The sequence below is a fragment of the Lacisediminimonas profundi genome, from assembly GCF_008831265.1.
GTDB classification, from domain to species: domain Bacteria; phylum Pseudomonadota; class Gammaproteobacteria; order Burkholderiales; family Burkholderiaceae_D; genus Lacisediminimonas; species Lacisediminimonas profundi.
In genome coordinates this window covers 60264-85717 of the sequence record NZ_VTTH01000006.1, presented here as the reverse complement: position 1 = coordinate 85717, position 25454 = coordinate 60264, and the positions used below count along the sequence as shown (strand labels likewise).

26 protein-coding genes are annotated in these 25454 nt (G+C 65.6%); 22 read left to right on the top strand and 4 right to left on the bottom strand.

Annotated features, from left to right (window positions below; all coding sequences use genetic code 11):
* Position 1 precedes the first annotated feature (1 nt).
* The 18 genes from fliF (at position 2) to FVE66_RS16640 (ending at position 15757) form a co-directional block, all read left to right on the top strand.
* Entirely contained in the window at positions 2 to 1561 is a 1560-nt protein-coding gene (gene fliF, locus FVE66_RS16725) for a flagellar basal-body MS-ring/collar protein FliF (RefSeq protein ID WP_151448617.1), read from the top strand.
* Positions 1558 to 2094, top strand: a complete 537-nt coding sequence (locus tag FVE66_RS16720; protein ID WP_151448616.1) for a hypothetical protein — start codon at positions 1558 to 1560, stop codon at positions 2092 to 2094. Before fliF ends, FVE66_RS16720 begins: the two co-directional genes overlap by 4 nt.
* Positions 2091 to 2951, top strand: coding sequence for a FliH/SctL family protein (locus FVE66_RS16715; protein ID WP_206668780.1), 861 nt, complete (start codon positions 2091 to 2093; stop codon positions 2949 to 2951). The genes FVE66_RS16720 and FVE66_RS16715 overlap by 4 nt, the downstream gene beginning before the upstream one ends.
* A complete protein-coding gene (locus FVE66_RS16710; RefSeq protein WP_151448614.1) occupies positions 2948 to 4261 on the top strand; it encodes a FliI/YscN family ATPase in 1314 nt (437 codons plus the stop codon). The genes FVE66_RS16715 and FVE66_RS16710 overlap by 4 nt, the downstream gene beginning before the upstream one ends.
* Before the next feature lie 76 nt (positions 4262 to 4337).
* Positions 4338 to 4781: a hypothetical protein gene (locus FVE66_RS16705; protein WP_151448613.1), complete on the top strand. Its 444-nt coding sequence runs from the start codon at positions 4338 to 4340 to the stop codon at positions 4779 to 4781.
* The gene (locus FVE66_RS16700) at positions 4778 to 5521 is read left to right on the top strand and encodes a hypothetical protein (RefSeq protein WP_151448612.1); all 744 of its coding nucleotides are present in this window, start codon (positions 4778 to 4780) and stop codon (positions 5519 to 5521) included. The genes FVE66_RS16705 and FVE66_RS16700 overlap by 4 nt, the downstream gene beginning before the upstream one ends.
* Before the next feature lie 12 nt (positions 5522 to 5533).
* Complete coding sequence (locus tag FVE66_RS16695; protein WP_151448611.1) at positions 5534 to 5965, top strand: flagellar hook assembly protein FlgD; 432 nt, start codon at positions 5534 to 5536, stop codon at positions 5963 to 5965.
* 10 nt (positions 5966 to 5975) lie between these two features.
* Entirely contained in the window at positions 5976 to 7190 is a 1215-nt protein-coding gene (locus FVE66_RS16690) for a flagellar hook protein FlgE (protein WP_161993313.1), read from the top strand.
* Between the two features lie 5 nt (positions 7191 to 7195).
* Positions 7196 to 8056 (top strand): FliM/FliN family flagellar motor switch protein, encoded by an 861-nt coding sequence (locus FVE66_RS16685; RefSeq protein WP_151448609.1) that lies wholly within the window; start codon positions 7196 to 7198, stop codon positions 8054 to 8056.
* Positions 8057 to 8100: 44 nt separating this feature from the next.
* Entirely contained in the window at positions 8101 to 8535 is a 435-nt protein-coding gene (locus tag FVE66_RS16680) for a FliM/FliN family flagellar motor switch protein (RefSeq protein WP_151448608.1), read from the top strand.
* Positions 8522 to 8944, top strand: coding sequence for a hypothetical protein (locus FVE66_RS16675; RefSeq protein ID WP_151448607.1), 423 nt, complete (start codon positions 8522 to 8524; stop codon positions 8942 to 8944). Before FVE66_RS16680 ends, FVE66_RS16675 begins: the two co-directional genes overlap by 14 nt.
* Entirely contained in the window at positions 8941 to 9705 is a 765-nt protein-coding gene (fliP, locus tag FVE66_RS16670) for a flagellar type III secretion system pore protein FliP (protein WP_151448606.1), read from the top strand. Before FVE66_RS16675 ends, fliP begins: the two co-directional genes overlap by 4 nt.
* Before the next feature lie 77 nt (positions 9706 to 9782).
* On the top strand, positions 9783 to 10049 hold the full coding sequence (gene fliQ / locus FVE66_RS16665) for a flagellar biosynthesis protein FliQ (protein WP_151448605.1): 267 nt from the start codon (positions 9783 to 9785) through the stop codon (positions 10047 to 10049).
* A 2-nt stretch (positions 10050 to 10051) separates the two neighbouring features.
* Positions 10052 to 10840, top strand: a complete 789-nt coding sequence (locus FVE66_RS16660; RefSeq protein ID WP_151448604.1) for a flagellar biosynthetic protein FliR — start codon at positions 10052 to 10054, stop codon at positions 10838 to 10840.
* Positions 10841 to 10843: 3 nt separating this feature from the next.
* Positions 10844 to 11962: an EscU/YscU/HrcU family type III secretion system export apparatus switch protein gene (locus FVE66_RS16655; protein WP_151448603.1), complete on the top strand. Its 1119-nt coding sequence runs from the start codon at positions 10844 to 10846 to the stop codon at positions 11960 to 11962.
* Positions 11959 to 14001, top strand: a complete 2043-nt coding sequence (flhA, locus tag FVE66_RS16650) for a flagellar biosynthesis protein FlhA (protein WP_151448602.1) — start codon at positions 11959 to 11961, stop codon at positions 13999 to 14001. The genes FVE66_RS16655 and flhA overlap by 4 nt, the downstream gene beginning before the upstream one ends.
* A complete protein-coding gene (locus FVE66_RS16645) occupies positions 13998 to 15164 on the top strand; it encodes a tetratricopeptide repeat protein (protein ID WP_151448601.1) in 1167 nt (388 codons plus the stop codon). Before flhA ends, FVE66_RS16645 begins: the two co-directional genes overlap by 4 nt.
* Positions 15161 to 15757, top strand: a complete 597-nt coding sequence (locus FVE66_RS16640; RefSeq protein ID WP_151448600.1) for a tetratricopeptide repeat protein — start codon at positions 15161 to 15163, stop codon at positions 15755 to 15757. Before FVE66_RS16645 ends, FVE66_RS16640 begins: the two co-directional genes overlap by 4 nt.
* A 64-nt stretch (positions 15758 to 15821) precedes the next feature.
* Here the strand turns inward: FVE66_RS16640 and FVE66_RS16635 are convergent, their stop codons facing one another.
* A complete protein-coding gene (locus FVE66_RS16635) occupies positions 15822 to 18062 on the bottom strand; it encodes a malate synthase G (protein WP_151448599.1) in 2241 nt (746 codons plus the stop codon).
* Between the two features lie 70 nt (positions 18063 to 18132).
* Complete coding sequence (locus FVE66_RS16630) at positions 18133 to 19095, bottom strand: LysR family transcriptional regulator (RefSeq protein ID WP_151448598.1); 963 nt, start codon at positions 19093 to 19095, stop codon at positions 18133 to 18135.
* Positions 19096 to 19238: 143 nt separating this feature from the next.
* On the opposite strand from FVE66_RS16630, the gene FVE66_RS16625 reads away from it, so the two are divergent.
* The 4 genes from FVE66_RS16625 to FVE66_RS16610 all read left to right on the top strand — a co-directional run bounded on the left by FVE66_RS16625 (position 19239) and on the right by FVE66_RS16610 (position 23160).
* Positions 19239 to 19685, top strand: a complete 447-nt coding sequence (locus tag FVE66_RS16625; protein ID WP_151448597.1) for a hypothetical protein — start codon at positions 19239 to 19241, stop codon at positions 19683 to 19685.
* 298 nt (positions 19686 to 19983) lie between these two features.
* Positions 19984 to 20979 (top strand): Bug family tripartite tricarboxylate transporter substrate binding protein, encoded by a 996-nt coding sequence (locus FVE66_RS16620; protein ID WP_151448596.1) that lies wholly within the window; start codon positions 19984 to 19986, stop codon positions 20977 to 20979.
* Between the two features lie 62 nt (positions 20980 to 21041).
* Positions 21042 to 22649, top strand: a complete 1608-nt coding sequence (locus tag FVE66_RS16615) for a gamma-glutamyltransferase family protein (protein WP_151448595.1) — start codon at positions 21042 to 21044, stop codon at positions 22647 to 22649.
* A 145-nt stretch (positions 22650 to 22794) separates the two neighbouring features.
* A complete protein-coding gene (locus tag FVE66_RS16610; protein ID WP_151448594.1) occupies positions 22795 to 23160 on the top strand; it encodes a YXWGXW repeat-containing protein in 366 nt (121 codons plus the stop codon).
* Between the two features lie 125 nt (positions 23161 to 23285).
* Here the strand turns inward: FVE66_RS16610 and FVE66_RS16605 are convergent, their stop codons facing one another.
* The gene (locus FVE66_RS16605) at positions 23286 to 24659 is read right to left on the bottom strand and encodes an ATP-binding protein (RefSeq protein WP_151448593.1); all 1374 of its coding nucleotides are present in this window, start codon (positions 24657 to 24659) and stop codon (positions 23286 to 23288) included.
* Positions 24656 to 25393: a response regulator gene (locus FVE66_RS16600; RefSeq protein ID WP_151448592.1), complete on the bottom strand. Its 738-nt coding sequence runs from the start codon at positions 25391 to 25393 to the stop codon at positions 24656 to 24658. The genes FVE66_RS16605 and FVE66_RS16600 overlap by 4 nt, the downstream gene beginning before the upstream one ends.
* Between the last annotated feature and the right edge of the window lie 61 nt (positions 25394 to 25454).

The window sequence follows — 25454 nt, the reverse complement described above, 5'->3', positions numbered from 1 at the left end:
CATGTTCGATCAAATGAAGCAAGGCTGGCAGGGGCTCGGCAATCTTGCGCGTGGCGGGCTTGCCGCTGGAATCGCAGGCATCCTGGCGGGCATGCTGTTCATTGGCTATTGGTTGCTGGCGACCGACTACCAGGTGCTGTTCGCCGAGCTCGATCCGCAGGATGCCGGCGCCATCGTCTCGGAGCTGGAGCGCATGAAGGTGCCGCACCGCCTGCAGGAAGAAGGGCGCACGGTGCTGGTGGACAAGGCCGAGGTCCATGGCACGCGCCTGAAACTGATGAGCAAGGGCGTCAACCTGAGGGGCACGGTCGGGTTCGAGCTGTTTTCCGACGCCGACATCGGCATGACCGAGTTTGCGCAAAAGATCAATTACCAGCGCGCGATGCAGGGTGAGTTGGCACGTACCATCATGGCGCTGGATGAAGTGCGCGCAGCCCGGGTGCACTTGGTGATTCCGGAATCGGGCCTGCTGCGGCGGGGCGATGCGCATGGCAAGGCGTCCATCACCATCACCACGCGCCCCGGCAAGCAATTGCAGGCCGCGCAAGTGGCCGGCATACGGCGCCTGGTGGCGGCGGCCGTACCGCAAATCGAGCCGGATGCGGTCACCCTGCTGGACAGCCGTGGCGTCGCCCTGAGTCCGGAGCCGGAGTCGCTCGACGGCACCGGCGCCAGCCCGGCGCGGCTGGAACTCAAGCGTCAGACCGAGAGCTATTTCATCCACAAGGCGGCGGCAGTGCTGGACCGCGCCATCGGTCCGGGCCGCGCCATCGTCACTGTCGACGTGGCACTCAATCATGACGTGCTGAAGGTGACCCGGGAGCAGGTGCTGGCGGCGCCCGCAGAGGGCGGCGGTGCACTGCTGCGCAGCCGGCAGACCAGTCAGAAGGAAGGGCGGCAGCGCAACGCGCCGGGCACGCCCCAGCAGGAGGCGGCCACCGGCGGCGCGCAGCAGAACGAGTCCAGCGTCGCCGAATTCGAGTACCAGCACGGCAAGCGCATCGAGCAGATGATAGCGGCGCCGGGCGCGGTGCGCAGGATCAGCGTCGCCGTCGTCGTGCCGGACGCGCTGCCGGCCGAGCGCATGCAGCGCCTGACCGATGTCGTGGGAATGGCGGTCGGACTGACCCCGGGGCGCGGCGACGGCATTGCCGTGTACAGCATGGAGCAGCTGGCGGGCACCGGCGGCGGGCAACAGGACGATGCGGTGCCGCTTGCGCCCGGCATGTCCGGCATGTCCGGTATGCAGGGCGCAGTGGCGGCGCGACCGTCCGTGCACGCAGATCTTCGCAAGGGCGGGGCGGCCGATCATGTTGCCCACGCCCCCGCTTCCTCCGCTTCCCCCAACCTGCAACGCCGGCAGGAAATTCATGCGGATCGAACGCTGCCGGTGCTCGCTGGCCTGCTGCTGGCGGCCTTACTCGGACTGGCCGCCTTGTTGGGGTGGCGCCAGCGGCAGGCCGGTACGCATCGCTTGTCCGAACAGGCACGGCGTGAAATGCTGCGCGACTTGCAGGACTGGCTTGCCCCGGCTTCGGCTTCCCCCCGGAGCCGGCAATGAGCGAGCGCGAGCTGGAGGGGCGGCTGCGTTCGGCGGCCTTTTCGCTGCACGGACTGCACTGGCGCGACCGCCGGTGGCTGCTGCGCCAGTTGCTGCCCGCCTGGCGCCAGCGCCTGCGCGGACTGCTACGGGAATTGCGCTCGCTTGGCGTCGAGCCTGCGCTTGCAGGCGGGCAGGACTTGCCGCCGTCCCTTGCCAGCGACGGCCTGGAGGCCGGATCGCTGGCGCTCATTGACCAGGCCACCCCCGAACACATGCGCCGCTTGCTGGCGCAGCAGCCGGAGTCGTTGCAGGCGTTCGTGTTGTGCCTGCATGACTGGCGCTGGCGCAAGGCGGTGTGGGACGGATGGTCATGGCTGCACCGACGCCGGCTGCTTGAGCAGGTCCCGCGCGCGGGTCAGTTGCGACCGGCGCTGGCGCAGGCCTTGTTGCATGCGCTGGCGGAAAGCCTGCCCGCGCTGAATGTGGATGGCAGGAGCGGCACGCATGCTGCGGCAGCTCCATCCGCTTCCTCCACATGGGGGCGAGAATGATTGCTGTCATCAAGACCGTTCGTGTTGCTGGCGACGACGGATTCACCCGCTTGCAAGGTCGCCGACAGGCGTCACCCGCGCCACTTGCGCAAAGCGAAATGGCCGCCATCGGTAATCCTGCGCCTGCCGATGGCGGCGATCCGCCCTTGGGCCTGGTCAGTGGCAATGTCGCCTGCAACCCGGGCGGCGATCCGTACGGGAGGAGCGTGATCCGGGGTGATGAGGATCGGCCGCATTCGACATGCGATGAAGCTGCGCAAGCCGACCGCCATGCCGACGGCCGCGAACAGGGTTATGCGGCGGGATTCGCCGCCGGCCATGAAGCAGGCCATGTTGCAGGACACGAAGCCGGCCTGGAGCAGGGCTTGGCGCGCGGGCAGGAACTCTGCCAGGAGCGCGCCGAACAGGCCGACCGGCGCTCGCGAGCACAGAGCGAGGCGAATGCCCGCTCGCTGCAAGCCTTGGGCGAGCAGATCGTGCAATCCACTTCAGCTTGGCAAGCCGGTGCCGAAGAGCTGGCGGTCGAGATTGCGTGGACGGCGCTGTTGCGCCTGCTGGGCGCAACAGCCGGCCAGCGCGACACGGTGGCCGGCATGGTCGCGAGTGTGCTTGAACAGCACCGCCAGCGGCACGTGCTATCCATTCATCTGGCGCCGGGCGATTTTGCGCTGGTCGGGCAGCATGAAGAGGCCTTGTGCGCCGGCAACCCCAGGCTGGTGCCCGACGACAGGGTGCAGCTTGGCGGCTGCATCATCGAGACCGATGCCGGTGGCCTTGACGCACGGCTGGAGTCGCAACTGGGCGAACTCAGGACGGTCTTGCTGGCGCAACTTGCCAGCCGCGGGCAGGCCGCATGAACGCAGCGCGCTATATCGAAGCGGTGCGCCGGGCCGAGCTGGTGCGCCGCACCGGCCGCATTGCGCAATGCCACGGCCTGCTGCTTGAAGCAGAGGGCCCGGACGCGCTGATCGGCGAAGTGTGCACGGTCCGTTCTCGCGCTACGGGGGTGCCGGTCCAGGCTGAAGTGGTCGGCTTGCGAAACGGACGGGTATTGCTGATGCCGTATGGCGAGTTGCGTGGCGTGGGACTTGGCAGCGAGGTGGTGGCCCTCGGCCAGCCTTTGCGTGTTCCAGCCGGGCCGGCCTTTCTCGGCCGCGTGATCGATGCCTTTGGCGCACCGCTCGATGGGCGGCCCGCGCCACCAGCGCGAGCCATGCTTTCGCTGCGCAAGGATCCGATCAACCCGCTGTCACGTCCGCCGATCACGTCGGTGCTTGAAACCGGGGTGCGCGCAATCGACGCCTTGCTGACGCTTGGCCGTGGACAGCGCACGGGAATTTTCGCCGGTGCGGGCGTTGGCAAGAGCACATTGCTCGCCATGCTGGCGCGCAATCTGAAGGCCGACGTCATCGTGCTGGCCCTGGTTGGCGAGCGTGGCCGCGAAGTGCGCGAATTCATCGAGAACACCTTGGGTGCAGCGGGGCTGGCGCGCTCGGTGGTCGTGGCTTCGACGTCGGAGCAGCCGGCGCTGGTGCGGGTCAATACGGCATATGCAGCGACCGCGATCGCCGAGCATTTCCGCGACCAGGGCGCCGAGGTTGCGCTGATCATGGATTCGGTGACCCGCTTCGCCATGGCCCAGCGCGAGATCGGCCTGGCAATCGGAGAGCCGCCGACCGCGCGCGGCTACACGCCGTCGGTGTTTGCCAGCCTGCCCCTGTTGCTGGAGCGCTGCGGCACATCGCCCGTCGGATCGATCACGGCCTTTTACACTGTGCTGGTCGAAGGCGATGACCTGGCCGCCGATCCGGTGGGGGATGCCGTGCGCGCGGTGCTCGATGGCCACATCGTGCTGTCGCGGGAACTGGCAGAGCAGTGTCATTTCCCGGCGATCGACGTGCTCCGGAGCCTGAGCCGCCTGATGCCGGCGCTGACCACCACGGCCGAACATGAAGTGATCCGGCGCGCGGTCGGCGTCCTGCATCGCCAGCACAAGAGCCGCGACCTGGTCGAACTGGGCGCCTACCAGGCCGGCAGCAATCCCGAGCTGGACCGTGCGCTGCACCTTGCGCCTCAACTGGAGCGCTTCCTGCGCCAGGACATCGGACAGGCCGTGCCACGCGCGCAGTCGCTGCAACTGCTGGCCGCCATCCTGAAGGAGCAATGAGATGCATGCCTGGTCCCCGTCCCTGCAAACACTGCGCCAGTTGCGTGCCGCAGCGCTCGAGTCCGCGGCCTGCGCATTGGCCGACCTGGACCGGCGCCTGGCCTGCGCAGACGATGAGGTGGAAGGTCTTTTGCGAGGCATCAGCGGCATGCATGAAATATGCAGCATGAGCCAGACGAGCCAGACGAGCCAGATGAGCCAGATGAGCGAAAGTGCCGAGGTCGCGCATCCAGCCGGTCGCGCCGCAGCGGATCGCTTTGCCCGCGAGCGGCAAGGTCTTGCCCGGCTATATCTGCGGCACCTGCAACAGGAATTGGACCGGGCCCGCGGCATTCGCACGCAATTGCTGCACGAGCGCCAGCAGTGCCTGCAAGTCGCACAGGAAAGGAAGCGCGCGTTGCGCATGTTGGAGAAACACTTCGAGCGCCAGCTTGTGCAATGGACGGACAAGCTTCTCCGGCACGATGAGCGCGAGCATGACGCGCTCTGGCTGATGCACGGCAACCGGAGCCAGGCATGAACCCGCTGCCGTTGCTGTTGCCGTCACTGTCGGCCCGGCCGGACTCGCAGCGCCATGTGGGCGATAGCGTGCAGCAGGGCATGGCGGCGTGGCGCAAGGCTCTGGAGCAGGAGCAACAGTCCGCGCTCAGGCGTTTTCGCTCAGTGCCGGCACCGGACTCCTCGGCCGCGCCTGCCGACATCCGGCCGTCACTCTCCGGCACGGTCGAAACAGCGAGCGGTGCCGCCGGGATTTTCGAGGCGTTGCGCCAGCCGGGCGTGGCACAGGCCACTGCCGGACCAGCGGGATCGTCCGCGGCAAGTGCGCCGGCATCGGCGGCTTCACAGTTGGCTTCACAACGGGCTTCACAGCCATATTCCCGACCGGATTTGCGGTCGCATGTAGAGCTGAATTCACAGCCGCATTCACAGCCGCAGCCCGCGTCAGCAGCCGCCGCAACCACCGCCGCAGCGCAAGCGGCCACTACCGGGCCAGCGATGCCTGCGACTGCCCAGGCATTGATCGGCATTGACGTGAGTGCTGCTGCGCCCACGCTTGCCACAAGCATTCCATGGCCTTCCCGCAACCTGCATTTCGTGCGCGTGGACGACGGCATGCAGGTCTGGCTGCGAGACAGCACGCTGGCCGGGGACGGCAGGGCACTGGCGCAATGCATTGCCGATCTGCGGCAGGTGCTGGCCGGGCTGGGCTTGCGCCTGGCCGGATTCACCCTCAATGGCCTTCATATTCCCCTGACCTGAAAGGACACCCACATGGCAATCGACTCGATCGGCGCCGTTCCGGCTGCGGCCAATACTTCCGCCGCAGCCGCTCCCGCAGCTGCAGCCAGCAGCCTTGGGCTGGACGACTTCATGAAGATCCTGATGACCCAGCTGACTTACCAGGACCCCATGAAGCCAATGGACAACCAGCAATTCGTCGCGCAGCTGGCCCAGTTCACGGCGCTGCAGCAAAGCCAGCAGATGAATGAACGCCTGCAGCAGCTGCTCATCATCCAGTCGGCCACGCAGTCGGTTGGCCTGCTCGGCAAGACCGTGGAAGTGACGGGCGCAGACGGCGCCAGTAGCACCGGCCAAGTCACGACCCTGCGCTTTCGCGAGGGGCAGCCGCTGATGACGGTCAAAGCGGACAACGGCAGCTTCCTGGCCGATGTGCCGCTGTCGCAGGTATCGCTGGTTCGCTGAAGAGGAAGCCATGTTCGAATCGATCAATACCGGCATGACCGCCATGGCCGCCTTCTCACGCGGCCTGGCCAATATCAGCAGCAACGTGGCCAACATGAACACGGTCGGCTTCAAGCGCTCGGTGCTGCAATTCCGGGACCTTCTCTACGGCGAGGACGGCATGGGGGGCATGCCGGGGCGGGGCGTGGCGACCGGCCAGCCGCGGCAGGTGCTGTCGCAGGGCGAATTGCGCTCGACCGGCAACGCGCTGGATGCGGCGCTGGACGGCAATGGCTACTTCATCCTGCGCCACGGTAGCCAGGCCAGCCAAGCCAGGTATACGCGCGACGGCCAGTTCGAATTTGACGCCGCTGGCATGCTGGTAGCGCGCGGCGCCAATGTGCCAGTCATGGTGATGGGGCAGGGCGGCGCACCGGCAGCGCTGAACATCGCTGGCTGGCGCAGCATCCCCGGCAGTGCAACCAGCGTAATGAAGTTCACCGGCAGCCTTTCCACGGCCGACAGCGACAAGCTGCACAGCATCGACAACATCACGCTGTTCGATGCGCTCGGGGGGCCGCACACGGTGTCGATCAGATTTGCGGACAAGACCGATCCTGCTGCTGGCGGCGGCGGGCATGACTGGGATTTCACGCTGACCGATTCGCAGCAGCGGCAGCTGGCCAGCGGCACGTTGGTGTTCGGAGCCGATGGCGCGCCGGCTGCCGGCAGCGACAAGTTCAGCTTCAGCTGGACCCCTCCCGGCACCTTGGCCCGGAACGTGACGCTGGATTTTGGCGAAGCCGGCCGCTTCAGCGGCTTGACCAGCTTCAGCGTTGGCGCCGACTCGACCGCCAGCCTGCAATCGGCCGATGGGGTCAGCAGCGGATCGATAACGGGCACCCGCTTCGAAGCCGATGGCACGGTGCTGGCGCAATACAGCAATGGCCAGAGCCGGAGCATGGGGCGGCTTGCGCTGGCGTGGTTTGCCAATCAGGAACACATGGTCACGGCGGGCGACAACCTGTGGATGAGCGTGGGCGGTGCCGAGCCTGTCATCGGCACTGCTCAAGGTGGTGTATTCGGCAGTGTCTCGGGCGCACAGGTCGAAGGCTCCAACGTCGACCTGACGGAGCAGTTCTCCGAGCTGATCCTGACCCAGCGCGGCTACCAGGCTTCGTCCCAGGTGATCAGCACCGCCAATGACATGCTGCAGCAATTGTTCGATATGCGGGGCCGGCGTTGAGCGCGATGCGGTGCTGGCGCCTGCTGGGGCGGAGCGACGGCGAATGCATTGCGCGCGCAGCCGGGCCACTGGTCGCGGCGTGGAATGAGGCCTGGTTCGGGGACGATCCGGCGCCCGTGCTCCAGGTAGTGCTTCCCAATCTGGTGCCTCCCGACCTGGTGCTTCCCGATGTGGAGCGGGCAGATGTCGAGCAGGCAGGTGTAGAGCAGGCCGATGTCGAGCGGGACGCTACGGTCCCGCAGCGCCCCGGCCAGTGGCTGACGCTGCTGGATGAAGACGGCAAGCCACTGGCGCAAGCCAGTTACGCCCCGGCCCTGCTGTCGGCTTTGTGGACGCGGGCGGCCGGCAAGCTGTCGTCCGGTCACGGTCCCGACCGCGGCCCGATCGATCAGCTGCCGCTGCTGATGGCGCGCTACATGCTGCGCGACTTGCTGTCGCGGTTGGCCGGGCTGCCCGCGGGCAGCGCAAGCGTCAACCGGCTGTTCAGCGACAGGCCGTCATTGCACCTGCCATCGGGCAAGGGCGCTGGTAACGCTGGTTTGACCTTGGCCATGGGCGCCGATCTGATTCCTGTATGGCTGTCCTTTCCCTTGCTGGCGCCATGGCTTGGCGCGTCCGTAGCGGTCGGGAAACCGCTGACTGGCCGCCAGCACGCCCTGGGCCGCAGCCGCCTTCGTTACGCGCTGCATGCCGGCAGCGCCACGCTGCGCCTGTCCGAACTGCTGGCGCTGGAGCCGGGCAACGTGCTGCGGCTGGACATGCGGCCCGAGGACGGCCTGGCGCTGGTGACGCCGGCCGGGGCGCGGATTTGTAGTGCCGGTCTGGGCCTGCAGGACGGGCAGGCGGTACTCCAGGTTTTTGAATGACCGAATGATCGAGTGATTGAATGAATGAACATGGAGGGAACATCATGCCGAGCACCAAAATGGTAGCGGACTGCCCAGGCGCCGCAGCTGCCCCGGCAGCCGCCGCAACCGCCGGAACCGCCGCAACAGCCGCAACAGCCGCAACAGCCGCAACAGCCGCAACAGCCACCGCAGACATCCACCTGATCAAGTTGCAGCCATTGCCGGCACTGCCGCCGGATGGCCCGGCGCTGCTGGCGGGGCGAGTCGACCTGATCGGCGACCTGAAGGTGCGCGTGCGCGCGGTAGTCGGCGAGGGTGAACTGAGCGTGACGGCCCTGTTCGCATTGCGTGATGGTTCGGTGCTGCCGCTGGACTGCGGCACCAATCCCGTGGTCGACGTGCAACTGGACCACAAGACGGTCGCGCGCGGCGAGCTGGTGGTGGTGGACGATGTGCTGGGCGTGCGCATTACGGAGGTTTGCGATGGCGAGGGCTGAGGCGCGCAAGCCAGCTCGCATGCTGGTGCTGCCGGGTTTGGTGCCGGCCTGGCTGTGGTGCGCCAGTTGCGCCGCGCAGGATAGTGCCAGCGGCATACCCTACCGGCAGGAGGCGGCGGCGACTTCATCGCAACTGGTGCTCGGCTACGGACTGGCTCTGTTGCTGCTGGTGGTCGTGGTGCTGGTCCTGGCCTATGCGAGGAAACGCCTTGCCGGCCGGATACCAGGCCTGGCCGTCAACAGCCCGGACCTGCAATGGGTCGCCAGCCTGCGGCTGCCCATGCGCACCATGGTGCATGTGGTGGCATGGCGCGGCAGGGAGTTCGTGTTCGCGCAATGCGCGGACCGGATGGAGGCGCTGGCCCAGTTCGACACTGCCCGTGCCGACGGCAGGGACGCGAGCCCATGAATCGGACTGCAAGCATTAAGGGCTGGCGGTGGCTCGGCAGTAGCTTGCTGTTGCTGGCCTGCGCCGGCGCCGAGGCTGCAGCGCCTTCCAATGCGATCGAGCTGCGGCTATTTGCACCGGGAGGATCAAGTGCCGACCTGGCGATGCCAATCCGCATCCTGCTGTTGCTTTCCCTGTTGAGCCTGGCGCCGGCGATCCTGGTCACGATGACTGCATTCACTCGCATCGTCGTGGTGCTGGCCATGTTGCGACATGCGATTGGCATGCCCGAGACCCCGCCCAACCAGGTTCTGGTCAGCCTGGCGCTGTTCCTGTCGCTGTTTGCCATGATGCCGGTGCTTTCCCGTATCAACGATCAGGCCTGGCAGCCATACAGCGCCGGGAAGATGGAATCCACCCAGGCGCTCGACATCGCGTCGGCCCAGATGCGTGACTTCATGCTGCGCCAGACGCGCGAAGCGGATCTTGCGCTGATGAGCGAACTGGCGCATGTGCCGCCACCCAAGCGTGTCGAGGACGTGAGCCTGGTGCAACTGACCCCCGCCTTCATGTTGTCCGAACTGCGTGCCGCATTCCAGATTGGTTTCATGATCTTCCTGCCCTTCGTCATGATCGACCTGGTGGTGTCATCTGTGCTGATGTCGCTGGGAATGATGATGGTGCCGCCGGTCATGGTGTCGCTGCCGCTCAAGATACTGACCTTCGTCCTGATCGATGGCTGGAACCTGGTGGCGCGTTCGCTGCTGGCCAGCTTTCACTAGCAGCGTGCGCCAAGAGACGCCAACAACGACGCCATCAATTCCATCAATGGAAAACCATGCCATCAACAGGAAAAACCATGTCAATTGACCTCGCCCTCATGCTCGGCTCCAGGACCTTGTGGACCGCGGTGCTGGTGGCCGCCCCGGTACTGCTGGTTGCGCTGGTGGTGGGGCTGCTGGTCAGCATCTTCCAGGTCGTCACCCAGATCCAGGAGATGTCCCTCTCCTTCGTTCCCAAGTTGCTGGCGGTGACGGCGGTGATCGTCATCGCCGGCCCCTGGATGATGCGCCAGGTGGTGGCATTCGCCTCCTCGATGATCGGCTCGATACCGGCTTACCTGTGACCATGACGGCGATCCAGCTCCCTTTCGACATGCGTCCGGTCCTGGCCGCCTTGCTGCTGTCGGTCCGCCTCGGCATCGTGTTGTTCATGACGCCCTTGCTGGGCGGCACGGGGGTGCCGGCGCATATCCGCGTGCTGGCATTGCTGGCGCTGTGCCTGTGCCTGGCGCTGGGCTGGCAGGACGGCTTGCCACTGGCTTCCGGCGTCCGCCTGGAAACGCTGCCTGGCCTGGTGCAGGCCCTGCTGTGCGAGGCGTTGTGGGGCGCGCTGCTGGGCTTCGGGCTGTCCACGGCATTCGCGACCTTCCTGCAGGGCGGGCGCCTGCTGGAACTGCAGATGGGCATAGGGATGTCCACCCTGTTCGATCCCGCCACCCGAAGCCAGGCGCCCATGCTGGGCCTGTTGCTGCAGATGACCGGCATCGCCGCCTTCCTCGGCATGGACGGCCATCACCTGGTACTGCGCGCACTGGCGGCGTCGCTGCGCGCGGCGCCGCTGGCAGCCAGTCCGCTCGGCGTGCCGCCGCTTGCGGTGGTGGCGCAATTCGGCCTGATGTTCAGCCTCGGCCTGCTGCTGGTGGGCGCCGCGGTGGTGTGCGTGGTGCTGGTCGACATCGGCATGAGCGTGGTGGCGCGCGTGCTGCCACAGGCCAATGTATTCCTGTTGTCGATACCGGTGAAGCTGTGTGCGGGGCTGGTTCTGCTGGCCTTGACGGCGCCGGCGCTCGGACCGGTGCTGGCGCGCATTTACGGCAGCGTGTTCCGTTACTGGGACCAGTTGCTGGCGAGATGAGACATGGCAGACAACGACCAGCAACGCAATGAACAACCCACGCCCTGGAAACTGGAACAGGCGCGCAGGAAGGGATCGGTGCCCAAAGGCGCCGACCTCAATGCCTTCCTTGCGCTGGCGACTCTGACCGGCATGCTGTACCACGGCGGCCGCAGTCTGTCCGACGGCATGCTGCGCCTGTGCGCCACGGTGCTGTCGTCCGGTTGGGGACGAATGTCGGAAGCGGATCCGCTGGCGCTTCCGGCGGCCCTGTTTGCCGCACATCTGCGCTTGCTGGCGGGCCTGATCGCGCTGCTGATGGCAATCGGGGCCCTCGGCTGCCTGGTGCAGACCGGGCCGGTGTTCAGCTTCACCCCGCTCAAGCCCGACCTGCAACGGGTGAATCCGGTGGCGGGGGCCAAGCGCTTTTTCCAGGGCAAGCTGTTGCTCGACGCCTTGCGCGCGGTGCTCAAGGCGCTGCTGCTGGCTTTGGCCATCGGCTGGTTCATCCGTAATGCGCTGCCCACCCTGCTGGCCCTGCCCGGCGCCGAGCCGCGCATGCTGGCCATCGTCCTGTGCCGGCTGGTGCTGCAACTGTTGCTGGCGTGCCTGGCAGTGCTGGTGCCGATCGTGGTGCTGGACATTCTGTTTTCGCGGCGCGACTACATGAAGCGCATGCGCATGAGCCGGCGCGAGTTGCTGGACGAGCACAAGCAGCGTGAAGGCGACCCGCGCATCCGCGCGCGCCGCAGGGCGCTGCAGAACGAAGCAAGGACGCGCAGCAGTTCGCTGCGCCGTGTAAAGGAGGCCGATGTGCTGATCACCAATCCCACTCGCCTGGCAGTGGCGCTGAAATACGACGAGGGCGAAATGGCTGCGCCCGTGGTGCTGGCCAAGGGCGCCGGAGAACTGGCTGCGCTGATGCGTGAAATGGCCTGGCGTCACCGGGTGCCTGTCGTGCGCAATCGCGACCTGGCCCGGCAACTGTTTCGCAGCACGGGCATGGACCAGCCGATCCACCCTGCCTGTTACCAGGCCGTGGCGCGGGTACTGTTGTGGTTGCGGGCCGGCCATGACCAGGGGCGTCTGCGGAATCAGATTCAGGATCAGATGCTGGGCCAAGGCCGGGAGCGGCAGGCATGAACGGCCTGCGCACGGTTCTCGGCCGCCATGCCGACGTTGCCTTCGTGCTGCTGACGCTGGGCATCCTGGTGGTGCTGTTCGCGCCCATTCCCGCGCGCCTGCTGGATTTCCTGATCCTCACCAATATCTGCCTGGCGCTGCTGGTGCTGCTGCTGACCTTCTACACCCAGACGCCGGTGCAGTTCTCCACCTTTCCGTCGCTGCTGCTGATCGCCACGTTGTTCCGGCTTTCGCTCAATATCGCCGCCACCCGCCTGATCCTGTCCTCGGCCGATGGCGGCCGTGTCATCAACACCATCGGCACCTATGTCGTGGGCGGCAATTATGTGATCGGCCTGATCGTGTTCCTGATCCTGGTGGTCGTGCAGTACGTGGTCATCACCAATGGCGCGCAGCGGGTGGCCGAGGTGGCGGCGCGCTTCACGCTCGACAGCATGCCCGGCCAGCAGATGAGCATAGACGCCGACCTCAACATGGGATTCATCGACCAGGCCGAGGCACAGCGCCGGCGCAAGACCATCGAGCGCGAAGCCAGCTTCTATGGCGCCATGGACGGCGCGTCCAAGTTCGTCAAGGGCGACGCCATCGCCGGCATCGTCATCCTGCTGATCAACATCCTCGGTGGGTGGGCGATCGGCGTCATGCAAATGGGCATGAAGTGGGATGAAGCCCTGCGCACCTATTCCCTGCTGACCATCGGCGACGGTATCGTCACCCAGGTGCCGGCGCTGGTGATTGCGCTGGGCACCGGCATCATCGTCACCCGCTCATCGTCGGACACCCATCTCTCGGCCGAACTGCTGCGCCAGCTGTCGCTGTTTCCCAAGACACTCTTGATCGTGATGCTGGCCATATTCATCATGCTGCTGTTGCCGGGCTTGCCGGCGTTTCCGCTACTGTGCCTGATGCTGGTGGTCGGCCTGAGCTGGTGGTTTGCACGTACCGGCAGCACGTCCCCGGCGGCGGCCGAAAGCCCCGGCGCCGGCGAGCACGGACAACAGGCCGAAGACCTGTACGCCCTGCTCGCTGTCGATCCGGTCCAGGTGCGGGTCGGCCAGGACCTGGTGCCGCTGCTGTCGGACGGAAATGCCGCGCTGATGGAGCGCATTGGCACGTTGCGCAAGAACCTTGCGCTGGAAGCCGGCTTCGTCCTGCCGCCCGTGCGCATGCGGGACGATCGCAAGCTGGCGGCCGGCAGGTACGAGATCCAGCTCTACGGCAACCGGGTGGCCGAGGGCGAATTGGTGCCTGACCGCCTGCTTGCTCTCAAGCCCGGGCCGGATGCGCCGCCCTTGCGCGGGATCGAGACGCGCGATCCCAGTTACGGCTTGCCGGCCGAGTGGATAGCCGAAGATCAGCGCAGCCAGGCTCGCCACGCCGGCTACACGGTGGTCGACCCGATGGCCGTATTCCTGACTCACCTGGGCGAGGTGCTGAAGTCCAACGGCGCGCTGCTGCTCTCGCGCAGCGAAGTCGAACGCTTGCTGGCCCAACTGCGCAAGACCGACGCCGGCCTGGTCGAGGAACTGATCCCGGCCACGCTGTCGCTGTCGGATGTGCAGAAAGTGCTGCAAAACCTGCTGCGCGAGAAAGTGTCGATCCGCAACCTGGTGCTGATCCTTGAAGTGCTGGCCGATGCCGCCCGCCAGACCCGGGATGCAGCACTCCTGACCGAGCAGGTCCGGCAGCGCCTGGCGCCGGCCATCTGCCAGGACCTGCTCGGACGCGCCAATGAACTGTCGGTGCTGACACTGGACCCGGCGATCGAGCAGACCATGGTTGGCAGCATGCGCGCCATCGACAACAGCACCGCCCTGGTGCTGGAGCCGCGCTACGCGGAACAACTGCTCACCCGCATGGCGGCGCAGGTCGAAAAAATGGTCAGGAACAATATGATGCCGGTGCTACTGTGCGCGCCTGAACTGCGGCGCCATTTGCGCAGCCTGACCGAACGGGTGCTGCCGCAATTGTCGGTGGTGGCCATGACCGAGGTGCCGCCGCACGTGGCGCTGCGTTCCTTTGGCACGGTGACGCTGTGAGCCTGGGCGGAGGTCGGCTGGCCCGCTTGCTTGGCTTTCTCGAACAGGATCCCGCCAATCTGCCGCTGTTGCAGGACGCTGCCGACTGCGCCTTGCAGGAAGAGCAGTGGGCGCCGGCGCGCGCACTGGTCGAACGCGCCCTGCTGCTGGCGCCGCACGATCCGGTGAGTCGATTCCGGCTGGCCACGATCTGCAACCACGAGGGCGACTTAGCTGCCGGCCTCGCCCTGACCCAGTCCCTGCTTGACGAAGACCATTGCCAGGACGCGGTGCTGTTCCAGCATGCGCTCGCCCTGATCCTGGCCAACCGCCATGGCGAAGCCGAACCCATCCTTGCTGCCTTGCAGCCGCGTGCGGCCAGCCTGCCTGGCTTCGATCATCTCTACGTGCGCGCGCTGCATGCGGCCGGCAAGCTCGACCAGGCAATACAGGTGGCCAGCGCGCTGGGAGAAGACCCCATCGCGCAGGGAATGCTGAGCCTGCTCTACGTCGACCACGATCAGCTGGAGCCGGGCAGGGCGCTGGCGCAGAGCGTGCTGGCGGCGCATCCGCACAACATCGACGCGCTGCTGGCGGCCGGCACGGCCGGGCTGGCGCTGGAGCAGCACGGCCAGGCCTTGTCTGTTTTCGAGCGTGCAGCCAGCGTGCATCCCGGCAACGGCCGGGCCTGGATGGGCATTGGCCTGACGCGCCTGGCGGCCGCTGACCATGCCGGCGCGCGCCAGGCGCTTGAAAACGCGGTGCGACTGCTGCCGTCGCACCTGGGCACCTGGAATGCCCTGGCCTGGGTACAGCTGATGCAGGACGACTTGCCGGCGGCAGACGCCACGCTTTCATCGGCGCTTGCCGCGGACCGCAATTTTGGCGAGACCCACGGCTCGCTGGCGGTGCTCAAGGCGATGCAGCAGGACTGGGACGCAGCCGGGCGCGAGGCTGCGATCGCCCTGCGCCTGCAGCCGGAATCCTTTGCCGGCCGGTTCGCGCAAAGCCTGCTGCTGGAACATCGTAGCCAGCCCGCGCAAGCCCGGGCCTTGCTGTTGCAGGTCATGCAGGGTTTCCCCGCGCCGGCCGGGGGCAACCTGATCGACGTCGTGCGCCGCCACGCGGCACGACAGGGCCGGCAGCCATTCCACCCACCTTCAATCCGCAAGGAAAAACAATGAATCCCGACATTGACCTCGATGCCGAAGAACTGAAATACCTGGCCATCCAGGCCATCAGCAACGAACAGCCCGAACAGGCGATCCTGTATCTGAAGCGTGCGATTGCCAAGGCGCCGCCGGACGGCCAGCTGCTCTACCTGCTGGCTGGCGAGCATGCCCGGATCGGACTGTACGATCGCGCCGCGCAAGGGATGGAACAGGCATTGATCGTCGCGCCCGGCCTGCACTCCGCCCGCTTGCAACTGGGTCTGCTGTATTTATGCGCAGCGCGCGTCGAGCAGGCTAGCAGCACGCTGTCGCCGCTCATCGCAATGGACGAAGGCGAGCCCCTGCGCCATTTTGCGCTGGGGCTGCAGCATCTGATGCACGACCGCTTCCTCGCCTGTCGAGCCGCGATGGAGCAGGGGATGGCGCTCAACGTGGAAAACCCGGCCCTGAACACCGACATGCGGCGCATCCTCGACATGCTCCCGGACGACGACGGGGACGAGGACAAGGACGAGGACAAGGACGAGGACAAGGACGCGGCGCAAGCGCCCGGCGAGGGCAGCCTGTGGCTGTCGGCCTACCGGCGGGGTGAAGGGATGCACTGATACGGCAAGCCGGTTTTCACGGACCAGCCAGCCGGAGCATGGTGACCGGCTGGCCAGCCTTGCATCAGGCGATGCCGTGCGCTTCCTTCAGCTTCAGGCGCCAACCATGCAGCAATGGCTCGGTATAGCCGCTGGGTTGTTCCAGTCCCTTCAGGATCAGGTCGCGTGCGGCGCGATAGGCAAAGGATGCTTCGAAAGCCGGCGCCATCGGCTGGTACAGGGGGTCGCCCTGGTTCTGGCCGTCCACCACTGCAGCCATGCGTTGCAGTGTCTCGTGCACCTGTGCTTCCGACACGACGCCATGCAGCAGCCAGTTGGCAATATGCTGGCTGGAGATGCGCAGCGTGGCGCGGTCTTCCATCAGGCCGACGTTATGAATGTCCGGCACCTTCGAGCAGCCCACGCCCTGGTCAATCCAGCGCACCACGTAGCCGAGGATGCCTTGGCAGTTGTTGTCGAGCTCCTGCTGGATCTCGGCGGCCGACCATTTCGCTTCCGGCACGACAGGAATCTGCAGCAGGTCGTCCAGCAGGCGATCGATCCCGGCGTCGGTGACGGTTTTTTCCATTTCCTTCTGGATCTCGGCGACGTTGACCTGGTGGTAGTGCAGCGCATGCAGCGTGGCCGCGGTGGGCGAGGGAACCCACGCCGTGTTGGCGCCGGCCTTCGGATGCACGATTTTCTGTTCCAGCATTGCCGCCATCAGATCCGGCATGGCCCACATGCCCTTGCCGATCTGCGCCTTGCCGCGCAAACCGCAGGCCAGGCCAACCAGCACATTGTTGCGCTCGTAGGCAGTCAGCCAGGTGCTGGTCTTCATGTCGCCCTTGCGGAACATGGGGCCGGCGCGCATGGCGGTGTGCATCTCGTCGCCGGTGCGGTCGAGGAAGCCGGTGTTGATGAAGGCGACCCGTGGCAGCGCTTCGGCGATACAGGCTTTCAGGTTGACGCTGGTGCGCCGCTCTTCATCCATGATGCCGAGCTTGACCGTGTTGGCAGGCAGGCCGAGCAAGGCTTCGACGCGGCCGAACATCTCGCTGGCGAAGGCAGCCTCGGCCGGGCCATGCATCTTGGGCTTGACGATATAGATCGAACCGCTGCGCGAGTTGCCGATTTCCTGGCCCTGGCGGCGCTTGAGGTCGTGCACGGCGATGGTCACCGTGACGATGGCGTCGAGTATGCCTTCCGGAATTTCCGTGCCGTTTTCGAGCAACACGGTGGGGTTGCTCATCAGGTGGCCGACATTGCGCAGGAACAGCAGCGAGCGCCCGTGCAGCGTGACGATGCCATCCTTGGCATCGGTCGCGCCGGCTGCCGCTGTGTACTTGCGGTCGCCGTTCAGGCTGCGGGTGAAGGTCTTGTCGCCCTTGGTCACGCTTTCGGTCAGCGTGGCCTGCAGGATGCCGAGCCAGTTTTCATAGGCCAGCACCTTGTCGTTGGCGTCTACTGCGGCGATGGAGTCTTCCAGGTCGAGGATGGTCGACAGCGCCGACTCGATCACGACATCGGACACGCCGGCGGCGTCCTGTTTGCCGATGCGGGTGCTGCGGTCGATCTGCATGTCGATGTGCAGGCCGTTGTTGCACAACAGGACCGAGGAGGGCGATGCGGCATCGCCCTGGTAGCCGACGAACTTGCTCTCGTCCTTCAGGCTGGTGCCGCCGCCGTTCTGCAGCGACACGGCCAGCTTGCCCCCCACCACCGTGTAAGCAGCCGCATCGGCGTGCGAACCCTGGGCCAGCGGTGCTGCCTGGTCGAGGAAGTTGCGGGCGTAGGCGATCACTTTTGCGCCGCGCGCCTGGTTGTAGCCGCTGCCGTCCGGCGCGGTCCTGCCGGCACCATCGGCTTCGGAGATCGCATCGGTGCCATACAGCGCGTCATACAGCGAACCCCAGCGTGCATTGGCTGCATTGAGCGCGTAGCGTGCGTTCAGGATCGGCACCACCAGTTGCGGACCCGCCTGCAGTGCCAGTTCGGCATCGACGTTGGTGGTGGTGATTTTGGCCTGTGCCGGCATCGGCACCAGGTAACCGACCGACTCCAGGAAGGCGCGGTAGGCTTTCACATCGCGGATCGGCCCCGGGTTGGCAGCATGCCATTTGTCGAGCTCGGACTGCAAGCGGTCGCGCTCTGCGAGCAGTGCAGCATTTTTGGGTGACAGGTCATGTGCGATCGCATCAAAACCTTGCCAGAATGTATCGCTGGAGACGCCGGTGCCGGGCAGCACCCGATCCTCGATGAAGCGGTACAAATTGGTCGCTACCTGAAGGCGGTGACATTGGGTGCGTGCAGTGCGGTCGGTCATCTCGGGTCCTCTTTTTCTGGATGCTGAACTGGCTGCAACTATAAACGATGCAGCGCACAAAACAGAGCTGTCATTGGTTCATAGACTTGTGACTTTTTGTGATTGAATCCTTCGGGCGCCGGCGCTGGCCGGCGGGCGCGGCCCGGTCGGATTCTTCGAGGATGAAGTCGATCACGGCTCGCACCCGGGCGGGGATGAACTCGCGTCCGGGATAGGTCAGCGACAGCGACAATGAGCCAATCCGCCATTCTGGCAGCACCGGAACCAGCAAGCCAGCCAACTGGTCGGTTGCGATCGCCCGGCATGACAGGACGCCGATTCCTATGCCGCTGCGCACCGATTCCCGCATCAGCCGCATGTCCCCTGCCCACAACACGATGTCGACCGGCACCGTTGCCTGCGTACCATCCTTTGCCGACAGTGACCATTGCTCGCCCACTACGCTGTGGAAGATGCCGACACAGGCGTGCCCGGCCAGTTCGGCAGGCGTCTTCGGGGCCGGGTGCCGGGCCAGGTAGTCGGGTGACGCGCACAAGGAGAAGGGCATGTCGAACATCGGGCGGGAAACAATCGATCCACTGCCCGGCCCGTGCAGCGACGTCACGACGGCAAGGTCGAATCCTTCATTGACCAGGTCGATCGGACGGTCGAGCAGGGTGACGTCGAGCACGATCTTCGGATACCGCTGCCGGAAATCCTTCAGACGCTCCGGCATTACGTCGGTGCCGAACAGCATGGGCAGGGCGATCCGTACCCGCCCGGCGGGCTGCTCCTGGCCTTGACACACGGCCAGTTCGGCCGCTTCCACTTGTTCCAGGATCGCCCTGCAACGAGTCAGGTAGGCGGCGCCGGCCTCGGTGAGACTCATCGACCGGGTGGTCCGCTGCAGCAGCCGCGCGCCGAGATGCTGTTCCAGGTCGGCCACCAGGCGGGTGACGACGGCCTGGTTCAGATCCAGCTCGCGCGCCGCGCCGGCAAAGCTGCCCGCATCGACTACCCGGGTGAACGTGCGCATTGAAAGAAGGCGATCCATTATTTCTCTTTCAGAAATTATTCATTGCTGTTTTCGGCATTTTTCATTGCAGGTCGAATGAATAGACTACATCCATCGAGCAGCCACAACAAGTCGTTGAACAGGCCATACCGGCCGGCTGCCATTCCCCCGAAAGGAAAATCATGAACCGCAATATCGCAAAAACACTGGTCGCACTCGCGCTCGCTGCAGCAGGTTTCGCCCAGGCCGCGCCGGCCGCGGTCACTGCAGGCCAATTTTCCAGCAACGACATGAGCTTGCCTTCGTCCCAACTCTACGGCGGTCCGGCCGAAGTGACAGCAACTTCCGCCAAAACCCGCATCGAAGCCCGGACCGAAGTCCTGGCTTTTCAAAAGGCGCATCAGGCTGGCGCGTTTTCGGCAAATGACATGAACCTGCCGCTGTCCCAGTTGTACCCGGGATCGGAGGCAGCCCCGGCATCGACGTCGACGGTGACCCGGGCGGAAGTGATGAAGGAGTACCGTAACGCCAAGGCGGCGGGCGAGTTGCGTTCAACCGACAGCGGCTTGACCGACAAGGAATTGTTCCCTCAGCAATATGCAGGCAAGCCTGCGGTCAGGGCCCACTAAGCCCGGGCTGATGGGGCGCACTTACCCAGTGTGCTCGGCGTGAAGGAAAAGGGGGGATCGGTCGATCCCCCCTTTTTTTCGTCTGCGGCGCCCGTTCCGAACCTCCTGTGCACTTGCTGCTGGGGTTCGGGCCCGCTTCTTGCTCGAATCTTCCTTGCCTCTTGCTGTCCCTGCTTGCTGCCATCCTGGTGCTGCAGTCGCCGGCCGCAAATATGTGCCGCAAGAGGCGCAAATCACTGATCCGTGCAAAAATCTCGTACTGGTATCGTCACCGATTCAACTTCACTGAAAGTTACTGATGAAAAAAGACATCCGCGTCCCGCTCTCGTCCCGCCAGCTGTTTGGCGCACTCGCCATTGCTGCTGCCTCCCTGTGCGCAGTCCCGGCGCAGGCCGCCTGGCCGGATCGCCCGATCCAGATGATCCTGTCCTTCCCGCCAGCCGGCGCGACCGACATCCTGGCGCGCGCAATCGGCCAGAAGATGAGCGAGACCCTGGGCCAGACCGTGGTGGTGGAGAACCGTCCCGGTGCGGGCGGCAATATCGGCCTGAACCTGGCGGCCAAGGCAGCACCGGACGGCTACACCATCTACATGGCAGCGGTGACCAATGCGGCCATCGCGGCGGCGGCCTACTCGCCCCAGCCCGGCCACCTGATCAAGAGCTTCACGCCGGTGGCGGGTGTTGGCACGGTGCCGCACATCCTGGTGGTGCCGAATTCGACGCCAGCCACCACCGTTTCCCAGCTGGTAGGCTTCCTGAAGGCATCGCCTGGCAAATACAATTTTGCGTCCCAGGGTCCGGGCACGCTGTCGCATCTGGAATCCGAGTTGTTCAAGATGAAGACCGGCGTCGACGTCGTGCATGTGCCCTACAAGGGCAGTTCGCAGGCCTTGCCGGAACTGATTTCCGGCAGCTCGGCGATGATGTTCGACTCCATTCCCGGCTCCATGCCGCTGGTGAAGGCCGGCAAGCTCAAGGTGCTGGCGGTGGCGTCGAGCCGGCGCGCGAACAGCCTGCCGAATGTGCCGACTGTGCAGGAAAGCGGCGTGCCGGGCTTCGCTGCTGAAAACCTGTTCGGTCTGGTGGCACCAAAGGGGACCCCGCCGGCAATCGTGAATGCGCTGGCCAAGGCAGTCGAAGCGGCAATCAACACGCCTTCGGTACGCCAGTCGCTGGAAGCCAAGGGCGTGGAGCTGCGATACAGCGCGCCGGATGAATTCGGCAAACAGCTCGACAGCGAGTTCAACACCTGGGCCAAAGTCGTTGAAACCGCCAAAGTAAAACTCGATTGATCCGACAATCGATCAAAAGACTGATTCAGATTTAAAGATTGCTTAGAGACACAAGGAACAAGATGCAACCAGATCACCCCGATTCGCTGCTGGATTATCCCTACCAATCGCAGCGTTTTCCGCTAATGGCTGGCAACGTCGTCAGCACCTCGCAGCCGCTGGCGTCTGCGGCAGGCCTGCAGATGTTTGCCCGCGGCGGCAATGCGGTGGATGCGGCGCTGGCCACCGCGATCACCCTGTCCGTGGTCGAACCCTGCATGAACGGCATCGGTGGCGACGCCTTTGCCATCATCTGGGACGGCAAGGAGATGCACGGCCTGAACGCGTCCGGCCGCGCGCCGCGCAAGTGGACGCCCGAGTATTTCGCGGGACGCGATGCCGTGCCGCTGCGCGGCTGGGACTCGGTGACGGTGCCCGGCACGGTGTCAGCCTGGCGGGCGCTGTCGGACCGCTTCGGCAAGCTGCCTTTCGCCGAGCTGTTCGAACCGGCGTTGCGCTATGCACGCGGCGGCTACATGGTGTCGCCCACCGTGCACCGGCAATGGCAGGCGCAGATCGGAGAAATGATCAACCAGCCGGGCTACCGTGAAGCCTTTGCTCCCGGCGGCCGCGCGCCGCTGCCTGGCGAACGTTTCATCTGCCCGGGGCAGGCGCGCACGCTGGAACGCATCGCGCAGTCTGGCGGCGATGATTTCTACCACGGTGAACTGGCGCAGGCCATCGCCCAACATGCGCGCAACACCGGCGGCGCGATCGACGAGCAGGATCTGGCTGCGCACAAGGCAGACTGGGTCACCCCGATCTCGATGCAGTACCGCGACGTCACGCTGCATGAAATCGGGCCGAGCGGGCAGGGCATCGGCGCGCTGATGGCGCTGGGCATGCTGGACAACTTCGACCTCGGCGCCGCCGGGCGCGATACGCTGGAGACGACCCATCTGCAGATCGAGGCGATGAAGATGGCGTTCGCCGACATGGCGGAATATGTTGCCGACGAAGATGCGATGAAGACGGTCACTGCGGCCGACTTGCTCGACCGTGGCTACCTGGCGCGCCGCGCAGCCCTGATCGACCGCAAGCGGGCGTCGCCAGCGCGTGCCGGCAATCCGCATGGCGGCGGCACGGTCTACATGACCGCTGCGGATGAGAACGGCATGATGATCTCCTTCATCCAGTCCAACTTCAAGGGCTTCGGCTCGGGCGTCGTGGTGCCGGACACTGGCATCGCGCTGCATAACCGCGGCTGGGGCTTCTCGCTCAAGCCGGGCCATCCGAACCAGGTTGCCCCGGGCAAGCGTCCGTTCCATACCATCATCCCCGGCTTCCTGAGCCGGGGTGGTGCGCCGCTGATGAGCTTCGGCGTGATGGGCGGTTCGATGCAGGCGCAGGGCCATGTGCAGGTGACGTCGCGCATCGCTGATTTCGGCCAGAACCCGCAGGCGGTCAGCGACGCTCCGCGCTGGCGTGTGATGGACGACAACAGCACCGTCGCCGTCGAATGGAATTTCCCGCGCGACGTGATCGACGGGCTGACGGCAATGGGACATACGGTGAAGGTCGCGCAGCGTTTCGACACCGAGTTCGGCTGCGCCCAACTCGCCCTGAAAAGCGCCAATGGCTACATCGCTGCATCGGATCACCGCAAGGATGGTTATCCGGTCGGCATGTAAGCATGACCGCGGCCGCGCGGCATTCGCCGCCGGCCGCCAATGCAGCCGCATTTTCCAGCGCCTGTAACGGATTGCATCTTTGATTGTTCCTGGCTGGCGGCTGCGTATAGTCGGAAGCGTGAATCCAGATCAAAAGGACATCCGTATGAACGCTGCGAAGCACCTGCTACTTTCCGTCGCGCTGGCTGGTTGCTGTGCCTTGCCGGCATTGGCATCGCCCCAAGTCGGCATCAACATCGTCATCGCGGTTCCGCCGCCTCCGGTGCAGGTGGAATCGGTACCTGCGCCGCGGCACGGGCACATATGGGTTCCGGGCTTCTGGAACTGGGATGGCTACCGGCATGTCTGGGTCCCCGGCCATTGGGAAACAGCGCGCGCCGGTTACTTTTACGAACCGCCGATGTGGGAGCAGGCTGACAACGGCTGGCGGCTGAAGAACGGGAAATGGAAGCAGAAGAAGCCACACCCGCACGGATGCCCGCCGGGACAGGCGAAGAAGGGGAATTGCTGATTGTTCGTGTGTGCAGGTCGCGCGAAGCGTGAACCTGCGCACGCCATGAACGCTCCCTCCCCTTGAAAGGGAGGGAGCTACAAAGTCGATCGGCCGTTGGCGCTCTCGCTGCGCGAATCACACGTTCACTTCCCCGGCAAAACCACCGTCACCTCCAACCCGCCCTCCGCCCGGTTGGCCAGCTTGATCGTCCCGCCATGCTGTTCAACGATATTGCGCGCAATCGTCAGCCCCAACCCGGTCCCGCCTGACTCGCGCGAGCGTGAGTTCTCCAGCCGGTAGAACGGTTCGAACACCCTGGCCTGCTGGTCTTCGGGTATGCCCGGCCCGCCATCGGACACGCGTATCAGCGCCTGCCTGCCGCGCGCCTCGACCTGCACGCGGGCATGGCCGCCGTACTTCACCGCGTTATCCACCAGGTTGGTCAGGCACCGGCGCAATGCCGTTGGCCGCGCCTGCACCGACATCCGGCTTTGCCCTTCCAGTTGCACGTCTTCGCCGGCGTCGGCGGCGTCGCTGCATACGCTGTCGAGCAGCGAATCGAGGTCCACCGGCTGCATCGGTTCCGAATTGTCCATGCTGCGCGCAAGCAGCAGTCCTTCCCTGACCATCGCCTGCGTGGCCGCCAGGTCTTCAATCAGCTTGTCGCGCAGCGCCGCATCACTGACTTTTTCCAGCCGCAGGCGCAGGCGCGTCAGCGGCGTCTGCAGATCGTGGGTGATGGCAGCCAGCATCTCGGTGCGCTGCTGGATTTGCTGGCGGATGCGCGCCTGCATGGCGTTGAAGGCCGCGGTGGCCTGCCGGATTTCGGTCGCTCCCTGTTCTGGCAGTGGTGGCCGCTGAAGGTCTTCACCGAGTTCCCGCGCCGCATTCGCAAGCTGGCGCAGGGGTAGCATGGTCATGCGGGTGACGGCGAACACGAGCGCGGCAATGCACAGCAGGAACAGGGCGATATACAGCGGCAGGTCGGCTGGCAGCGGTGGTGCCGTGCTGCGGGCGGGCAGGATCGCGATGCGCAGGAACTGGCCGTCGCGCAGCCCGACCGCGAGTGCTTCGCACCCGCCACGCGGAGCAGGCTGCTGCCACGCCATCATGCCGTGCTCGGGCGGGGGCCGCATGCGTGGGACGGGGCAGGCTTCCGGCGCAAGGCGCAGCGGCATCACCGTGAAGCCGGTGCCGAGCCGTTCCGCCACCGCACGGCTGACGGCACCCGGTTGCGCCTGCGCGCGTTCGCTGGCGTCGAGCGCGCCCACGATTTCGTAGCGCACCCCGAAGCGACGGGCCCGCTCCAGATGCGATTGGCGCTCGGCCGCTGGCAGGGCGTCGAGAGTAAGCACCGATTGTTCGATCAGTTCGGCAACACGGGCGTCGCGCACCTGGGCGAAGGTCCGCTGCCGTTCGCCGAATGCCAGCCACCAGGTCAGTGCCGCAGAGGCGAGCACGCCCACCAGCAGGATCAGGAATACGCGCCCGGCCATCGAGCGGAGGAAGGAGCTCATGTCCGGTCTTCCGCGCTCACATCTGCCGCCAGTACATATCCGCCGTTGCGCACGGTCTTGATGATCGCCGGCGCGCGGGCGTCATCGCCCAGCTTCTGCCGCAGGCGGCTGACCTGGATGTCGATCGAGCGGTCGAAGGGATCGGCATCGCGTCCCTGGGTCAGGTTCAGCAACTGGTCGCGGTTCAGCACGCGGTTGGGGCGTTCGAGGAACACCCTGAGCAGCCGGAATTCGGCGCCGGACAGCATCACCACCACGCCATGAGGGTTGACCAGGTGGCGCGCAACCAGGTCGAGTGACCAGCCGTTGAAGACCAGGCGTTGATGCGACTGATTCGAAGCGGGGTCGTTGCGGTTGTTCAGCCCCTGGGTCCGGCGCAGCACGCTGCGGATGCGCGCCAGCAATTCGCGCGGTTCAAAAGGCTTGGGCAAGTAATCGTCGGCACCCATTTCCAGTCCGAGGATGCGGTCCAGCGGCTGGTCGCGCGCCGTCAGCATGATGACCGGCAAGTCCGAGCTGGCACGCAGGCGGCGGCACAGCGTGAGGCCGTCTTCGCCGGGCAGGTTCAGGTCGAGCACCATCAGGTCGACATGCTGCCGGTCCAGGACCTGCTTCATCTCGACGCCGTCGGCCGCGAGCGCCGCGCGGTAGCCGTTTGCTTCCAGATAGTCGCCCAGCAGCGAGCGGATCTCGCGATCATCATCAACGACCAGTACGGTGGCGGTGGTTTCCATGGAAAGATTATCGGTGCAGCATGAACGGACAGGGTAGCGGCTTTGTATCGCACTGTATCGC

Bases quoted from the DNA above. Each gene is read 5' to 3' on its own strand.
- fliF (WP_151448617.1), top strand. From the start codon at position 2: ATGTTCGATCAAATGAAGCAAGGCTGGCAGGGGCTCGGCAATCTTGCG.
- FVE66_RS16720 (WP_151448616.1), top strand. From the start codon at position 1,558: ATGAGCGAGCGCGAGCTGGAGGGGCGGCTGCGTTCGGCGGCCTTTTCG.
- FVE66_RS16715 (WP_206668780.1), top strand. From the start codon at position 2,091: ATGATTGCTGTCATCAAGACCGTTCGTGTTGCTGGCGACGACGGATTC.
- FVE66_RS16710 (WP_151448614.1), top strand. From the start codon at position 2,948: ATGAACGCAGCGCGCTATATCGAAGCGGTGCGCCGGGCCGAGCTGGTG.
- FVE66_RS16700 (WP_151448612.1), top strand. From the start codon at position 4,778: ATGAACCCGCTGCCGTTGCTGTTGCCGTCACTGTCGGCCCGGCCGGAC.
- FVE66_RS16695 (WP_151448611.1), top strand. From the start codon at position 5,534: ATGGCAATCGACTCGATCGGCGCCGTTCCGGCTGCGGCCAATACTTCC.
- FVE66_RS16690 (WP_161993313.1), top strand. From the start codon at position 5,976: ATGTTCGAATCGATCAATACCGGCATGACCGCCATGGCCGCCTTCTCA.
- FVE66_RS16685 (WP_151448609.1), top strand. From the start codon at position 7,196: ATGCGGTGCTGGCGCCTGCTGGGGCGGAGCGACGGCGAATGCATTGCG.
- FVE66_RS16680 (WP_151448608.1), top strand. From the start codon at position 8,101: ATGCCGAGCACCAAAATGGTAGCGGACTGCCCAGGCGCCGCAGCTGCC.
- FVE66_RS16675 (WP_151448607.1), top strand. From the start codon at position 8,522: ATGGCGAGGGCTGAGGCGCGCAAGCCAGCTCGCATGCTGGTGCTGCCG.
- fliP (WP_151448606.1), top strand. From the start codon at position 8,941: ATGAATCGGACTGCAAGCATTAAGGGCTGGCGGTGGCTCGGCAGTAGC.
- fliQ (WP_151448605.1), top strand. From the start codon at position 9,783: ATGTCAATTGACCTCGCCCTCATGCTCGGCTCCAGGACCTTGTGGACC.
- FVE66_RS16660 (WP_151448604.1), top strand. From the start codon at position 10,052: ATGACGGCGATCCAGCTCCCTTTCGACATGCGTCCGGTCCTGGCCGCC.
- FVE66_RS16655 (WP_151448603.1), top strand. From the start codon at position 10,844: ATGGCAGACAACGACCAGCAACGCAATGAACAACCCACGCCCTGGAAA.
- flhA (WP_151448602.1), top strand. From the start codon at position 11,959: ATGAACGGCCTGCGCACGGTTCTCGGCCGCCATGCCGACGTTGCCTTC.
- FVE66_RS16640 (WP_151448600.1), top strand. From the start codon at position 15,161: ATGAATCCCGACATTGACCTCGATGCCGAAGAACTGAAATACCTGGCC.
- FVE66_RS16635 (WP_151448599.1), bottom strand. From the start codon at position 18,062: ATGACCGACCGCACTGCACGCACCCAATGTCACCGCCTTCAGGTAGCG.
- FVE66_RS16630 (WP_151448598.1), bottom strand. From the start codon at position 19,095: ATGGATCGCCTTCTTTCAATGCGCACGTTCACCCGGGTAGTCGATGCG.
- FVE66_RS16625 (WP_151448597.1), top strand. From the start codon at position 19,239: ATGAACCGCAATATCGCAAAAACACTGGTCGCACTCGCGCTCGCTGCA.
- FVE66_RS16620 (WP_151448596.1), top strand. From the start codon at position 19,984: ATGAAAAAAGACATCCGCGTCCCGCTCTCGTCCCGCCAGCTGTTTGGC.
- FVE66_RS16615 (WP_151448595.1), top strand. From the start codon at position 21,042: ATGCAACCAGATCACCCCGATTCGCTGCTGGATTATCCCTACCAATCG.
- FVE66_RS16610 (WP_151448594.1), top strand. From the start codon at position 22,795: ATGAACGCTGCGAAGCACCTGCTACTTTCCGTCGCGCTGGCTGGTTGC.
- FVE66_RS16605 (WP_151448593.1), bottom strand. From the start codon at position 24,659: ATGAGCTCCTTCCTCCGCTCGATGGCCGGGCGCGTATTCCTGATCCTG.
- FVE66_RS16600 (WP_151448592.1), bottom strand. From the start codon at position 25,393: ATGGAAACCACCGCCACCGTACTGGTCGTTGATGATGATCGCGAGATC.